This is a genomic window from Pantoea jilinensis (assembly GCF_019104105.1).
In the GTDB taxonomy this organism is placed as follows: domain Bacteria; phylum Pseudomonadota; class Gammaproteobacteria; order Enterobacterales; family Enterobacteriaceae; genus Pantoea; species Pantoea eucalypti.
The window spans coordinates 2,437,510-2,452,599 of sequence record NZ_CP077746.1 but is presented as its reverse complement, the minus strand read 5'-3'; the positions used below and the strand labels follow the sequence as shown (position 1 = coordinate 2,452,599).

At 45.5% G+C, this 15,090-nt stretch carries 16 protein-coding genes and 1 pseudogene; all 17 read left to right on the top strand.

The window, feature by feature from the left end; all coding sequences use genetic code 11:
* Positions 1 to 81 precede the first annotated feature (81 nt).
* The 17 genes and pseudogenes from KTJ90_RS11550 to KTJ90_RS11470 all read left to right on the top strand — a co-directional run bounded on the left by KTJ90_RS11550 (position 82) and on the right by KTJ90_RS11470 (position 15,038).
* Positions 82 to 639 (top strand): hypothetical protein, encoded by a 558-nt coding sequence (locus tag KTJ90_RS11550; RefSeq protein WP_260805110.1) that lies wholly within the window; start codon positions 82 to 84, stop codon positions 637 to 639.
* Positions 640 to 900: 261 nt separating this feature from the next.
* Positions 901 to 1,680 carry an Ivy family c-type lysozyme inhibitor gene (locus KTJ90_RS11545; RefSeq protein ID WP_078804326.1) on the top strand — a complete coding sequence of 260 codons (780 nt, stop codon included), beginning with the start codon at positions 901 to 903 and terminating at the stop codon, positions 1,678 to 1,680.
* Between the two features lie 195 nt (positions 1,681 to 1,875).
* A complete protein-coding gene (locus tag KTJ90_RS11540; protein ID WP_375151095.1) occupies positions 1,876 to 2,592 on the top strand; it encodes a hypothetical protein in 717 nt (238 codons plus the stop codon).
* A gap of 146 nt (positions 2,593 to 2,738) precedes the next feature.
* Positions 2,739 to 3,635: a hypothetical protein gene (locus KTJ90_RS11535; RefSeq protein ID WP_499024669.1), complete on the top strand. Its 897-nt coding sequence runs from the start codon at positions 2,739 to 2,741 to the stop codon at positions 3,633 to 3,635.
* 17 nt (positions 3,636 to 3,652) lie between these two features.
* Entirely contained in the window at positions 3,653 to 4,093 is a 441-nt protein-coding gene (locus KTJ90_RS11530; protein WP_140915788.1) for a DcrB-related protein, read from the top strand.
* Positions 4,094 to 4,096: 3 nt separating this feature from the next.
* Positions 4,097 to 8,485 carry an RHS repeat-associated core domain-containing protein gene (locus KTJ90_RS11525; protein ID WP_499024666.1) on the top strand — a complete coding sequence of 1,463 codons (4,389 nt, stop codon included), beginning with the start codon at positions 4,097 to 4,099 and terminating at the stop codon, positions 8,483 to 8,485.
* Positions 8,482 to 8,961: a hypothetical protein gene (locus KTJ90_RS11520; protein WP_071591708.1), complete on the top strand. Its 480-nt coding sequence runs from the start codon at positions 8,482 to 8,484 to the stop codon at positions 8,959 to 8,961. The genes KTJ90_RS11525 and KTJ90_RS11520 overlap by 4 nt, the downstream gene beginning before the upstream one ends.
* A gap of 391 nt (positions 8,962 to 9,352) precedes the next feature.
* Positions 9,353 to 9,815, top strand: a pseudogene (locus KTJ90_RS11515) (RHS repeat domain-containing protein); the annotation flags it as partial.
* A 316-nt stretch (positions 9,816 to 10,131) separates the two neighbouring features.
* Entirely contained in the window at positions 10,132 to 10,419 is a 288-nt protein-coding gene (locus tag KTJ90_RS11510; RefSeq protein ID WP_033762819.1) for a hypothetical protein, read from the top strand.
* 480 nt (positions 10,420 to 10,899) lie between these two features.
* A complete protein-coding gene (locus KTJ90_RS11505) occupies positions 10,900 to 11,184 on the top strand; it encodes a hypothetical protein (protein ID WP_499024663.1) in 285 nt (94 codons plus the stop codon).
* A 195-nt stretch (positions 11,185 to 11,379) separates the two neighbouring features.
* The gene (locus KTJ90_RS11500) at positions 11,380 to 11,619 is read left to right on the top strand and encodes a hypothetical protein (RefSeq protein WP_499024661.1); all 240 of its coding nucleotides are present in this window, start codon (positions 11,380 to 11,382) and stop codon (positions 11,617 to 11,619) included.
* Between the two features lie 278 nt (positions 11,620 to 11,897).
* Entirely contained in the window at positions 11,898 to 12,275 is a 378-nt protein-coding gene (locus KTJ90_RS11495) for a hypothetical protein (protein ID WP_003852829.1), read from the top strand.
* Positions 12,276 to 12,365: 90 nt separating this feature from the next.
* A complete protein-coding gene (locus KTJ90_RS11490; protein ID WP_370640810.1) occupies positions 12,366 to 12,515 on the top strand; it encodes an RHS repeat-associated core domain-containing protein in 150 nt (49 codons plus the stop codon).
* A gap of 476 nt (positions 12,516 to 12,991) precedes the next feature.
* Positions 12,992 to 13,240, top strand: coding sequence for a hypothetical protein (locus tag KTJ90_RS11485; RefSeq protein ID WP_033762812.1), 249 nt, complete (start codon positions 12,992 to 12,994; stop codon positions 13,238 to 13,240).
* 210 nt (positions 13,241 to 13,450) lie between these two features.
* On the top strand, positions 13,451 to 13,696 hold the full coding sequence (locus tag KTJ90_RS11480; RefSeq protein WP_499024657.1) for a hypothetical protein: 246 nt from the start codon (positions 13,451 to 13,453) through the stop codon (positions 13,694 to 13,696).
* A gap of 359 nt (positions 13,697 to 14,055) precedes the next feature.
* Positions 14,056 to 14,463 (top strand): hypothetical protein, encoded by a 408-nt coding sequence (locus tag KTJ90_RS11475; protein ID WP_146257618.1) that lies wholly within the window; start codon positions 14,056 to 14,058, stop codon positions 14,461 to 14,463.
* 281 nt (positions 14,464 to 14,744) lie between these two features.
* Positions 14,745 to 15,038, top strand: a complete 294-nt coding sequence (locus KTJ90_RS11470) for a DUF6966 domain-containing protein (protein ID WP_105099272.1) — start codon at positions 14,745 to 14,747, stop codon at positions 15,036 to 15,038.
* Positions 15,039 to 15,090: the final 52 nt, after the last annotated feature.

Below are 15,090 nucleotides of genomic sequence, written 5' to 3'. Positions count from 1 at the left end.
TTTCGTGGTGGCATTAATTTATTTTATTAATGTCACCTTTGTTTTTTTCTCAAAATAAAGTTGCTGGGTATTATATTTTAAATGTCATTTTTTAATAAAGTTAATATGTACCTGCGACATTTTCTAATATTTACTTTATCCATCTACTCCCATCTCGCGGTGGCGGAGTTTTCAGGTGCTGAATTAAAATCAACTGATTTTACTGTGAATATAAATAATCATCTTTTTTCCTTAGGTGATAAGTGGAGCGATGAAACTCAGAAGCAGGTGGGCGCACAGATAAGTGAAAACTTCGTTGGCGATGTGCCTGGTGGCGACACCAGTTATAAATACTACCAGCACAAATATGATGGTTTTGAAATCTACACTGCGAACCTGTTCTGGCAAAAAGAGCAGCGTGATATCGACAGCTATCTTATTGCACAGATCACCATCAATACGCCTGCGATCAAAACAGCCAGAGGTGTAGGACCAGGTGACAGTGAGGATGTTTTGGTCAGCAAATATGGTCAGGGCACAGTGGATGATAGTGATAATCAGCACTGGTTATATTATAACGCTGATAACAAACGCATATCATTTCAGCTGGAGCATAAAAAAATCAGTCATATTATGATGACGATTAATACTGATGAATAACAACAACCCTGCGTGATACGTCACGCAGGGTTAAATTAATTTTTAATCTTATTTTCCAATTGAAGAGTTTAAAATGAGCTGAATAGTTTTAAATTCTTACCCTAAAAGTAAGTGAGTAAAGAAAATCAATACCGCATTCACTCAAGACTTGGTTAATTGTATACAACATAATGCCATCTGGCGAGTTTAATAATTAATTAAAAAAATAAACTAATCAGTATGGTAAAACAGCGCAATTTAGTTTACTCCTCAGGTAAGACTATGAAATTATTTGTTAACATGATGCTCTTGGTAATAATTATAGTTTGCCCGATAGGAGTTGCGAAAGCTTCAGAAGGACAGGTGGTTTTTTCTCAGTACAATAGTTTAGACAAGGTTTCAAACATCTTCAGTGACCAGAATGTTGTCTCCAGTTTAAAGTCTGTTTTAGGCAGCGAGTATAGTGATTTCAGCCAAAACTTTGATGTTTTTGGCGAACCCCATAAAACAGATAACGGCGGTATATTCGTTGAGGGCTGGTTAAAAGATCTTTATCTTGAGCAGGCTTCTGCATTTGTTATACAGCCTGACGGTAAAGTCTACGCTGCATGGATGCTGCCTGAGGATGATAAAATTCATTATGTAAGCAATGATCGTGCAAATAATAAAATCCAGGAGGATATTGCGAGTTGGGCAAAACGTTTTGATAAAGAACAGTCTGTTACTCCCGCTAAAAATCAAAAAGTAATTCAAAGCAATAGTGAGAAAGTTTTTGAGACGGCAAAATTTAAAATTAAAATAACTTCGCTCTGTGCTGCTGGGGCGGAGTATAATGACGTTAGTTATGAGGGTGTAAGAAAATCAGATGGTGCAGTTGTCAGGTTAAAAGGTAAAGCCACGAAAAGTGATTGTGGTCAAGCATCCTGTGCGGTGCTGAGTTATAAATTCCGCAATCATGATGCAACCTATATTATCAACAATGTAATTAGTAACCTTACGGTTGTCGTTAATAATAAAATCGTGCTGTCTGAAGACGGAAAGTGGATGGGTGTTTCCGAGTAATAAAATTCTTGCGTGATGGTGTGTCATGTATGCGCACTATTACACGGGATGTTTGCACATCACATGTAAATGTCATACCATTAAAAATAATAATGATTTGTAATCTTGCTGCTTTGAGTTGTAGTTATTAATTAGCTTAATATCAACAGCTGGATGAACAGGGTTAATTATCATCTGATTTTCAAGGTTAATTAAATGAACAAAGTTGGATTTAGCATAGCCGTTTTGTCGTTAATCTCTTCATTATCCTTGTTTGCTTCTGATGACTTTACCGGTCAGTGGAGTGGGCAGCAAAAAAATGATAATGGGTCATTATACTCGACGCTAACATTAAAATTAAAACAGAATAATAATAACGTAACGGGTAGTTATTGTTATGTTACCAGAGGCGGGAACAAAATAGATTGCCCTGAGAGTAATGGCAGTAATCTCAAAGGCACTGCAAATGGTAAGAAAGCTTTGATTGAATTTGATTCTTCATTTGGCGGGGCGAAGGGTAAAGCAAATTTAGAAATTAAAGATAATAAAATTTTATGGAATTTAATCAAAGATCCTGAAAATGGCGAGTTTTATGCGCCAGAAGCTTATTCGCTCGATAAAGAAATAAATCATGTGGATCTAAAATCGAAGATGAAAGTTTTTTCAACATCTGATTTCACCATTACTTTAGTTAATGGTTGCGGAGGTTTTTATACTGTATGTGATAAAGTTAAATACTTTGGCCTCAGAAATAAAGATGGAAAAGAGATCACTCTTGAAGGTAAAACCACGCAGCCTGCCAACTCAAATAAAGCTGACGGAATGACCTTCAATAATAGCGGCGTAGATTATATTGTGAGGTTTCACCCACTTGAGTTGAAAGTGATACAGGGAAATAAAACACTTGTAAAGCAAGGTGGTAAGTGGGAGTGATGATTTTTCCCAAAGTGACATTTTTTCTATGCCTCGAATGATAAGCATGAAGTTAATTGATGCTGTTGTGTTTTGTCTCGTCCCCCACGTATAATTCAATCGTTAATTTTTAATTAATGTTGAGTGGAGTTAATTGCACTGCATTATTGAATAAATACAAATTTTCTCTTATTTTTATTATTAACCCTGATAAAAAAATGATTAGAAATCGTTTTTTCTCCAGCCTTATACTTGTGTCTGTCCTCATGGTTTTATCCTGCATTGTCAGGGCAGAATCCAGCACTGAATCGTCCGTTTCTGCTCTTAGCGGGGGCGATTTTTCCGTTCTGCTGAACGACTATGCTTTCACTCCCGGAGACACCTGGAGCAATGAAAGCTTCGTACGGGTAGGCAAGGCCCTGAGTTCAGTTCTGGCCGGAGAAGTAGTCATCAACAACCAGCCTTACAACTACTTCCAGCATAGTTATGACGGCTTTGAGTTGTTCAGCGCGGCGGCGGCTGGAGATGCCAGGCACACGGTTCTGGCTGAGATCCTTCTGGGAAGTGCCAGCGTGCCGACGGCCCGGAATATCGTGGTAGGCGATAGCCTGGAACAGGTCCAGCAAGCCTATGGACCCGGAAAAGAAGATAACAGTGATAATCAGCACTGGCTTGTCTACCCGTCGGGCGGGAAACAGTTAATGTTCCAGATTGATCAGGGGAAGGTCAGCTCCATCATGTTGAAAATAGACCTGGGTGCAGAGCAAAACGAAATCAGCGCTGACCAGGCTATTAGCGCCGCAACCGAAGCAATTCATACCTGGCACCTGACCAGCCTCGATGATAAATGCCTGCGGTACGATCTCGACGACGGCAGTGATAAACGTTTCTTTGTCATCACGGTTCGTGAAGATCATCACGACAGCAGTTGTGGTGGAGATCCTGATATTACGCATCGACTTTTTGATATTAAAGTTGCGCGTGATAATACACAGCTACTCACTAATGCCGATAACGTTGATGGCGAATTCCATAGCCTGATTCCACCCGCCACAAACCATTAATAAAACGGACCTCCAATATGAATTACCAATTCAATGAGGGCGCCTTTGCGCTTTTTCCTGCTGTCTGGCAGGACACCACCATGAATATTCTCCGCGACGAAGCCAGTGGGCTGGCATGGGTTGTAAGCCGTGGTGTTATTTCTGAGGGCAGTGATGCGGAAAAAGAATTCCAGCGTCAGTGGGACACGTTGCGGAGTCAGATGGGTCACATCCAGCAGAGTGAGTTTGTACGCGTGATGGCGGGTGTAGATAACACCTTACACGCAATTGAAGTTGAAACTATGTTTGACCGTAATGGGCAGGCCGTGTGGCAGAAACAGCTGGCTACGCAGGTGCCGGACTCGAACACCTTAATGATTTTTACGCTCTCCGCGATGCGTCCATTCAATGAAGAAGACGGACAGCGCTGGAGTGCTTTTAAACAAAGCCTGACTCTGAACACGCCACGGAAAGCATAACTTATGGATAATCCTGCGGCCCGCGTGGGCGATGAGATCATTCACTCCAGCATTTTTGCTGATATCACCAGCATTGTGGCAGAAGGTGCGGCGTATGCCGTCATTGGTGCCGCAGTGGGTGCTGCTATCGTCTCGGCAGCGCCACTGCTGGGTACAGGGGCGGCAGCGGCGAGTGTCGCTGCCGTGGGTAACAGTTGCCTGCTCAGCGGTATTCTTGGCGGTATACTGGCCAATGCCGTGGGTCTGTCACAGGAGATCAGCAAAGCGGCCGATGGCCTGGGAAACATGATATTCCCGCCGTCACCCGCCGGTGTGATATCCAGCGGTTCAGACAACGTTTACGTAAATGGTCTTTTAGCCGTGCGCGCGGCCGGGATGCTCACGCCCGGCGAGACACCGCCACCGGAACCGCAATCACCGAAGAGCTTTGCCGACTACGGCGGCATGCTGCTCTCTGCGGTGGGCCAGTTTGGCAGTGCAATGTGGCAACCTACGGTCGCCTCCGCCGATGCGGGCACCTCTCCGCTGGAGCAGGACAAAGTGGCCTGTGAAAAACACAGTGGACCGCAATATCTGGCGCAGGGATCCAAAAGCGTCTTTATCAATGGCCAGCCTGCGGTGCGCGCAAAGGATAAAACCACCTGCGATGCAACTGTAAGCGACGATGTGTCCCCCAATGTCATCATTGGTGGTGAAACGGTCACGGTCAGAGAGATCAAAAGCGGCAAGGTGCCAGGCCTGGCTGTGATGATGATCGGCCTTTCTCTGATCCGTGGTCGCCCCAGTCAGATCCTCAAAAACATGCCCTGCGCGCTGGCCGGTGCCGTGGGCGGTATGGCAGCAGACATGGCCATCAACGCGGCTTTCTCGTCGCTGTTCCCGGTTCATGCGGCGACCGGCGTCAAAGTCCTGAATGATGATGCCGAGCGCGATTTTTCCCTTCCCGGACGTTTCCCGCTTAGTTTTCAGCGCAGCTATAACAGCCTGACTCAGCGCGCCGGCCTGTTCGGTCAGGGCTGGGCCACGGTGTTTGACAGTTACCTGACGCTGGAAGGGAATCGGGCGACCTGGTTTGATGACAACGGGCGCGAGCTGAGCTTTGACGTTCCTGGTGAAAAAGAGGTGCTCTACAGCATCAGCGAAGGGTTGATGGTGCGGCGCAATGATTCTGGCGATATCGCCATTGCCGATGACGACGGTGCGGTCTGGCGTCTGTACCGGCGCACGGCTGCTGACCCGCAGGTGCTGCGTCTGGCTTCACTGAGTGATGAGTACGGCAACGCCCTGGAGATGGGGTGGGATGAACAGGCTCGTCTGGTGCGTATTCATGACGCGCCGCTGGCGATTGACGTTACGCTGCACTACGACGACAAACAGCACGCGCGGCGCCCGACATCAGCCAGCCATTTTGATGGCAATCAGCACTGGTCCCTGACGCGCTGGACATACACTGAACAGGGCCAGCTTGCCAGCGTCACTGATGCCGCTGGCGTTGTGTCGCGGCGCTTCCGTTACAACGACGACGGGTTAATGGTCTGGCATCAGCTGCCCGGCGGGCTGGAAAGCGAATATCGCTGGCAGAAGCTGGATCACTGGCGCGTGGTTGAGAACCGCACCAATACCGGTGATGGCTGCCACATGCATTACGACCTTGAGGCGGGCATCACGCGGGTTTCAACCTATGACTGTCAGCAGCGCGAACATCACTGGAATGCTGCGGGCCTCATCACCTGTTTTATCGACGAGCGGGGCGAGAAGTGGCGTTATGAGTGGGATGAAAACGAACTCCTGACGCGCCGCATCGATCCGCTGGGCAACGCGGTGAGTTTCACCTATGACGATCTGGGCAACCGCATTGAAGAGAAAGATGCTGACGGCGGTGTGCAGGCTGTGCAATGGCTGTCCCACCGTTCGCTGCCGACAGTGGTTGCCGGAGCAGATGGTTCCACCACGAAGTACTATTACGATCCCCATCATGGCCTTGAGCGCGTCGTTGATGCGCTCGGGCAAAGCACGCTCTATAAACGGGATGAATTCGGACTGGTTGTCGAGGAGATTGACGCAGCGGGTAACAGCTACCGCCGGGAGTTTAACGATGCCGGCCAGGTTATCCGTGAAACCGACTGTTCAGGATTGACCACGCGCTACCGTTATCATCCCCTGGGATGGCTCAGCTCTGTCATCGCGCCGGATGGTGAAGAAACCCGTTATCACTATGACGCAGCAGGCCGTCCTCTTCAGCTGGAACGTGCAGAGGGTTGGGAAGAGCGGTTGCACTGGAGTGAAAGCGGACTGCCGCTGGCCTATGAGTCGGCTGATGGCAAGCGCAGTGAGTTCCGTTACGACAACGTCGGGCGATTGATTGCCAGCCGCAATGCAGAGGGTGAGACGGTTCAGCGAAGCTGGGACAGCCGTGGCCGATTGACGGCGCTGCAAAACGAGAACGGCGAGCAGTATCAGTTCGAGTGGGGCGCGGATTCTCTGTTGCTGGCTCAGATCGGGCTGGATGGCGTTGCCACGCGATATGATTATGACGCAGCGGGCCGCACGGTATCACGTACCTTTGCCGCCGGGCACCCTCAGTCCATCACCCATCGCTACCACTGGAGCCGTGCGGGACAACTGCTGGCGCGGACCACGCCGGAAGGCCAGACGCGTTATCACTACAGCGGTGGCGGCCAGCTGGGTAAAGTGTCGCAGCATCTGCCGCTTTCAGACACTGAGTGGAGCCAGCAGGCCGAGCAGGAGATCACCTTTAAATATGATGCGCTGGGCCGCATCGTTGCTGAACAGGGAGAGCAGGGCGAACTGGCGTGGGAGTATGACGCGCTGGGTAACTGCACAGCCTTAACCCTGCCGGATGGTCGCAATCTCAGGCAGCTTTACTACGGCAGCGGTCATTTACTGAGCATCGCATTAGACAACCTGCCGGTCACCGAGTTTACCCGTGACACGCTGCATCGGGAACTGAGCCGGACACAGGGCGGCCTGACCATGCGCAGTGAATATGATCGGTTAGGCAGACTGCGCCGCCGTGACGTGTTCAGGGGAGACGCGCAGCGTCCTGCGCCGCGCGTCTGGTCCCGTCGCCGCGACTTCGATTACGGCAACAACCTGATCCGTGAAGAGCGTGACGATAATCCGTTCAGCCAGACGTTATGGAACTACGATAACGCCGGCCGGCTGTTGTCCCAGGACGGCGCACAGCCGGGCAATGAACAGTGGCGCTGGGATGGCGCAGGCAACCCGCTGGATCGCCATAGTGCCGCGCACGTGATGCATAACCGTGTCACCGAACTGAACGGTATCCGCTGGCAATATGACATTCATGGCCGTACCACTGAGAAGGATGATGGTCAGACCCGCTGGCGATATCGCTACGATGGTGAGCATCGCCTGACGGACGTCATCAGCGAGCCACGGGACCGTAATAAGCCGCGCACTAAGGTGAGTTTTCGATACGATCCGCTAGGACGCCGCATCAGTAAAACCAGCCAGCCGCTGTTACAGGGAAGACCGTCTGGCAACGCCGTCACGACGCGCTTTGTGTGGGAAGGTTACCGCCTGCTGCAGGAGATCCACGACGGCATTCCGCTGACCTACGTTTACAGCGACAGCCAGAGCTATGAACCGCTGGCCCGTATTGATGGTGTTGAAAGCCCGGAGATTTACTGGTTCCATAATGCGGCCAACGGGATGCCGGAGCTGCTGACCGACAGGGAAGGGCAAAAAGCGTGGGAAGGGATCAACAGCCCGTGGGGCAAGCTGCTGCGCGAGTCCAGCCAGCGGATGCCGGGCTACGATCAGAACCTGCGTATGCAGGGCCAGTACCTGGACCGGGAAACCGGACTGCACTACAATCTGTTTCGTTATTATGACCCGGACAGCGGACGGTTCACCCAGCAGGACCCGATAGGGCTGGCGGGCGGGATTAACCTTTACCAGTATGCGCCGAATGCGCTGGGATGGGTGGATCCTTGGGGGTTGATGAAGTGTAAAAACCCTGCGAAAGAAGCAACGAAGTGGCAGGGGCCACATAACGATAACTATCCATTCATAGATGTTTATGAGAATACAGTTATAAAAAAAGGGACGATACTTTATGCGCTTCATCCGAATGGAGATCAGTTACCTGCTTATACTGTGAGTCATCCTACTGTCAGACAATATAAAGGTAATCCACTTGGCTATCATGAGGCTTTGCAGGTTAAATTGGACCCAAAATATCCAATGCGTTCAAAGGTAAGAGCATATTCTGTTACAGAAGATATATATGTAGCCAGAGGACGTGCTGAAGCTAATCCTCAACATGGTAAGGGAGGGGGGCTGCAGTTCTATATTCCGGAAGAAGCCCGACTTAAACTGAAACCTGGGAAAGTAATTGACATATGAAAAAAATGAATTTAGACGAGTCAAATGGAGCTTTACTTATTGATGGAAATGAAATAGATCTTTCCTCTTACAGTGCCTTTACTAATTCTTCATTTTTTAAATGTGCTGATGATTTGACACCTTTTGGGAAATATTATTTTTTTTCAAAAGATGTCCTTTGGCATAATGAACCATTTTTTGTGGAGTTCAGACCATCCGTTTTTTCAATTAAGGGTAGTGTTTTTCTTACCAGCAAAACTGGTGAATTTTTTAAGAATATGAATGATTGGGAAAAAAGAGCAAACTTAAATATTTTAAAGGGAGAAGAGAGTAGATTGTTTGCATGGGTGCTAAATAGATACCCTAGTAATTATAAAGGTACAATAGAAAACCCTCCTTATGGTCATGTTTGGAGTTTTACATGGGGAGAAATAACAGTGCAGTCAGATACAAACGCATTTGAATGCGGGATATACATTAAATGGAGCTTAATTTAAATCTTCATGTCTTGCTTATATTTCAATGTAAAATATTTGTGTAAAATCATCATGATGATGCACTAATATTTGAAGGTTAAACGTGACTCAGAATGGAGTTGTAGCCGCTGGCAATAAGGTTTTCATTACTGCTCCATCTGAAAATATTAATGGTTTTAACCGCTGGTTTTATTGCTACAGATCAGCTCTGTTGTCGCATAAGTAAAACAACCTAAATTTGATTTAGAAAATACCTTCGGGCAGCTACATAATCCCGTGCTTTATGCTAGATGGTTCTCACCTGCTGTAGGAAATCTCCGACGGCTTTCCGCTGACCTACGTTTACAGCGACAGCCAGAGCTATGAGCCGCTGGCGCAAATGGATGGAGTGGAAAGCCCGGAGATTTACTGATTCCATAATGCGGCCAACTGGATGCCGGAGCTGCTGACTGACCGTGAAGGTCAAAAAGCCTGGGAGGCATCAACAGCCCGTGGGGCAAACTGCTGCGCGAGTCCAGCCAGCGGATGCCAGTTGTTCAGCAGAACCTGCGTATGCAGGGCCAGTACCTGGACTAATTTGCTTCAGCAAATTTGAACACTGCTTCAGCGATGGCCCCTCGGGGTGAGGCACCTCAGGGGCCGAATCAACCGGACTGCACTACAATCTGTTTCGTTATAATGATCCGGACAGCGGACGGTTCACCCAGCAGGACCCGATAGGGCTGGCGGGCGGGATCAACCTTTACCAGTATGCGCCGAATGCGTTCAGCTGGATTGATCCGCTGGGGTTGAGTAAATGTATAGGCCAAAGCAAGTCAGATCCATATAAAGGATGCGTCAGCGTATTTAAAAAAGTCGCACTCCGAGAAAATTAAGAAAGAAAACGTTGGAGTCTTTCAAAATAGATTCAATCAGATTTCGTAAAGCGACTGACTCACAATACGGGTTAAGATATTATGATGGTGTCGATGCTAAGGCGAGACGTACATATATTTTTGAGACATTCCCTGCTACTCCAAAAAGCCTGGCAGTGAAAACAGAATGGAATCAGATGACTAACGTGTCTCTGTTTAAAGTTAAGCCGGGTTCTGTCATTCTTAAAGGAAGGGCATCATCTCAGGGAATCGGTTTGCCCGGCGGGAAGATGCAAAAATATATAACCGATCTCAATAACTTATTAGATTTATGAAAATGACAAAAGTAAATAAGGCAGTTGCAAAGATACAAAAAGCTATAGGTGAGCTTGATAAAGCTATTATCACTAAAGATACAAAAGTATTATCCGTAAGTTCCGTATCTCAACTTTCCAAATTTAAGGAAGCTTTTTTTGTTATATTAGAAACAATCAAATCGGATAATATCCCCCCTAAAAATGAAAGGATTATAAGTATATCAAGAATTATAGTTGATCAATGGCCTTTTTATCTTGAGTTGGGAAATATAATTATCGATGCAGAACAAGCTTATAAGGAAATATAGTTAAAAAAGCCGGAATTGGTCTAAATGATACTGTCGGCATTTACGTCAGTTACCCGTCGTCAGGGTAAGACAGCCCGCCTCCTCCCGGACGATAACAGCCTGGCCGGTCTAAAGCCCTGTCTCGGCCAGCCACCTACCCGCGATGCTGTACTGAGCGGTAATAAAGGGTGCCCGCCTTTTATTACCGAGCTAAAATCGACTTAGCCCAGCACGCGCTTTGCCTGGTACTGCAGTACATTGCGTCAAGGATCGACGTCATGGTCATCTGTTCTTCTTAGTCACTTTACCCGACTGCTTCCAACTTACGCGAGGTTCGTGATGCAAATGGTGGGGGCAGTACATCGACAGCAAAGCCGATGATGTGGGGGAATATGTGTATGCGGAAAACGTTATGAACCGCTGGCGCAGGTCGACAGCTATCAGCAGCAGGCAGAGGTATATGAGTATTACACAGAGATCAACAATCTGCCGGACAGGGTGATGGATGCACAGAATGACACCGCTTGGCAGGACACATTTGCCACCTGCGGTCCCAAAAAGCGGGAAAGCAGCGGCCTTGAGTGCGAAACGGGTCTTCAATATAACATTTTCCGGTACTATGATCGTGCTGGGGGCGTTATATGCAGCTATAGACAGGTTAGTGGCGATGCAATTTTTTATAAATACCACGGAAAAAATAGATTAGGTAGTGATTTTGATTACGTCACCAATAAGAAATATACTTCTGAGACAGAATTAAGGAAATATCTAGCCATTCTAAAATAATGGGGCGTCAAAATAGATAAGGTTACTACTTTTAAGCCTCAAAAATGAAATGGATTACTGAAGGTGCTGCTGCTCCGCAAATAAGTACTAACCGGCTGGAATTTTTGAAAAGGGGAGACTGTCAGGGACTGATAAGTATCAAGAAGTTATCAAAATCCACAAAAATCAGAACAGATTAAGTGAGTTTATAATAAAATGAATATATATAAAGCTATTGAGGTTTTAATCGAGCTGAATGTCTTAGTAGAGAGAAAGAACAAATTACAAGGAAAGAAGCTTTACAAAACAGCAATTGATATCTTAAAAGACGAAAATTCTTCAATCATTGATTTAGAGCTTTTATATAGGAATTTTTGTGGGTATTTGGCTCATGGTGAATTTGATGATGAAGAGTATCAAAAAGTATTGCAATTGATCAGTTTTTTAGAAAAATAAAATCTCATTTGTTTAGATTTTTTTAAAATAGACATAATAATCAAATTGTAAGGCTGTTTTAGCTTTGAGCCAGCAGGCCGAGCAGTAGATTACATTTAAATATGATGCTCTGGGTCGCATTGTTGCTGAACAGGGGAGCGGGGCGAACTGGCTTAAGAGTATGACGAACTGGGAAATTATACTGCACTGACACTGCCGGATGGCAGCAACTTGAAGCAGCTTTACTACGGTAGCGGCCATCTACTGAGCATCGCATTAGATAATCTGCCGCGCATGTCATGCATAACCGCGTCACCGAGCTGAATGGTATTCGCTGGCAATACGATATCCATGGCCGTACCCCGGAGAAAGATGACGGGCATATCCGCTGGCCTTATCGCTATGATGGGGAGCATCGCCTGAAGAATGTCATCAGCGAGCCGCGTGACCGTAACAAGCCGCGCACAAAGGTGATTTTTCGCTACGATCCGCTTGGGCATCGCATCAATAAAAAACCAGTCAGCCGCTGTTACAGGGGAGACCGTCGGCCAATGCCGTCACGACGCGCTTTGTATGGGAAGGCTACCGTCTGCTGCAGGAGATCCACGACAATACTGCTGCGCGAGTCCAGCCAGCGAATGCCAGTCGTTCAGCTGAACCTGTGGATGCAGGGCTAGTACCTGGAGTAATTTTGCTTCAGCAATTTTGAACATCGCTTCAGTGACGGCCCCACCGGGTGAGGCACCTCAGGGGCCGAATCAACCGGACTGCACTATAATCTGTTTCGTTATTATGATCCGGACAGTGGACGGTTCACTCAGCAGGACCCGATAGGGCTGGCGGGCGGTATCAACCTTTACCAGTATGCGCCGAATGCGCTGAGTTGGGTGGATCCATGGGGGGTTGAGTCGGTGTAGTAGTGGAAATAAGGATAAATCGCATTTCTATGTTGGGTCAGAAGGGCCATGTGCAACACTTCCTTCAACAGGTTATAGGTACATGAGGTATTTAAATGATGATGGGACACCAGAGAGATTTTTAGAATCAACCCTTTAGACTAAGTCTGCGCGAATTAACTATTTTGGTTTCAAAAAATTCGAAAGTGGAAGTGCTACTCGTGATGCTTTCCAAATTAAAGGTCGTGATCCGAATGATCCTTAAGATATTTCATGGAGTGATGGCAGATCAAGAGTCATGTTTGACACCTTACAACTTTATGAAAATGGCCTGCTTCAGTCTGAAGTTCCTGGAATGTTTGGTAATAAAGAGTGGGCTCCTCTTGAACCATTTACCTAAGCTTACCCAGAATAGGGAAAGAATGGGGTTCCACAACTTATTGTTGATAAAAAAACAGTAATATTTGATGACATTAAAATTCATCCAGAGAACAAAAATGAATCTTGATTCTTATAATGAAGTGTTAGACTACCTTAATGAATATTTCACATTAAGAGTTAAAGATGAGAGTTATCTACGTGAACTGAGAGAGTTAGTAGAGGGGTCTAGAAGACAAAAAACTGTAACTATCAGACCCATGCAGATACTTTTTTGGGATTATGTAAAAAAATATAATGACTATAACGTTGCCACTATTGAAGAAGAAAAAGAACTGTGGAGAGATCTTTTAGGTTGCTGGCAATAATCAGGAATGAATTTGTCATTATAACTTGCTCAGTCTAGCGCAAGATTTTCCCTTGATGAAATGTTTGCGCTGGTGGGCGAAATTAACCAATTCCCTTAATAAAAGTGACATCAAGATGTAAGCCCAAATTTGGTAAGGGTGGAGTCGAAAAATGTGTGCAGACAATAGAATGGTACATTTCGAGGAAGTAAACATATTGTCGGGGGAGTGATGGATTATTTTTCGTATAATGAAGTTTTATATTATCTTGAAGTTTGCTTTAAAAAGGAAATAAAAGATCCTGCCAGCTTAAAAGAAATGTTGCTAATGTTACAATTGTGCCGGGAACATAAAACAGTCACAATCAGGGCCATAGATCGATTTTTTATGAATTACAGGAAAAAGTTTGAGGATTACACTGTACCTACTACTGAAGAAGAGGAAGTCTGGAAAAGTTTACTCAATGCATGGCAATGATGATTTATCGTTTTCTATCCAGCAATAGCTTTTTAAGCGGCCAAGCCACTTGAGTAACCGTCATTTATTATTGCCTTTTTAATTCACAACTACATAAATACTTATTGTTAAAGGATATCGTTCTCATCAAAAAAATTTCGGTCGTTTAATTGCAGACAGGAGCGAGCAGGCAATCCGAGGAGACGTAAACGACGGTGAGTTTTGGATTCAGGCATCGCGCTGCTGGTCGCACCGTCAGGTTTTTTTCAGTGTCGTATCTCTTAGCGCTACATAAAATATAGTTATTTTGTGTGTTACCTCGGTTAAAGGAAATGGCAGTTTTTTAGGAATCAGTTTTATAAATTTCTTCGGAGGATAGATTGAATTTAAACAAAATAAATTTAACCTGCATGTTTGATGGTGCAGTGCGTGATGTAGAGGTTCACCTAATAAGTGGTGTCAAATGTATCATGAAGGTTAATATTGAAAGTAAATATCAATTGAATGCTGAAGGTGATGATTTTTTTGAGTGCTTCAAAAGAATAAGGGAGTTGGATAAAAATATAGTTTATTATTGCAAAGGCGCTAAAGTTAATGTACTCCCCTCACGAATGACAAGACAAATGTCTAAAGGGCTGAGTGCCTATGAAACGAGTTTAGGAGTTCCGGCTCGTAAAGGATATTTAGTTAATATATTTGATTATGCAAATGAGGGATTAGCCTTCGACCCATCAGAGCAGGATGAATATGAAGCAAAGTGGTTTTCGTCATTAAGTAATGAAATTTAATCCTTTTTATTGTAAAAGGGAAATGTAATGAGGCTTTAAACTCTGTCTGCTCCTTGAACCATTAGTCCTTCTGGATATACACACGGGTGTCCACGATAATCTTTTATGCTATTATCACCTCGCTGACGGTCTTTTGAGGTAGATGGACCCGGTAAGAGTTCCTGCTGAAAAAAAGTTTATGTTGGTGAGGTCGGGGCCCATAATGGTTTTTATTTGGGAGGCACTTAGCAAATAACAATTCACAAACTATGGGGTGTGCCTGGTTTTAAAATTGCTGATAAATGGCTATTATTATGATTGTAGAAATAAAAATAACATTAAAAGATATAGCTATGTTGTTACGTAAAAATGGGGGCGATGATATTGCTAATAATCTGGATAAATTGCTCAAAGTAGCTGATTACAACACTGACGATTTTGTCAGAGGGGCTAAAATGTTACTTGGTGGAATGGGAAGTTTAAATGACATTGTTTTAAGCAAGGAGGGGGTGCCACTTATTGAAGATAATAATAAGCTAGAGGCTCTAAGGAGAGATCTTTATAATATATGTTCATCATATAAGTCTGGTTCGTAATTTTTAAGGCCGCAAGTTATCCCACGATCCTTCCGGCTTTAGTTCATCTCTC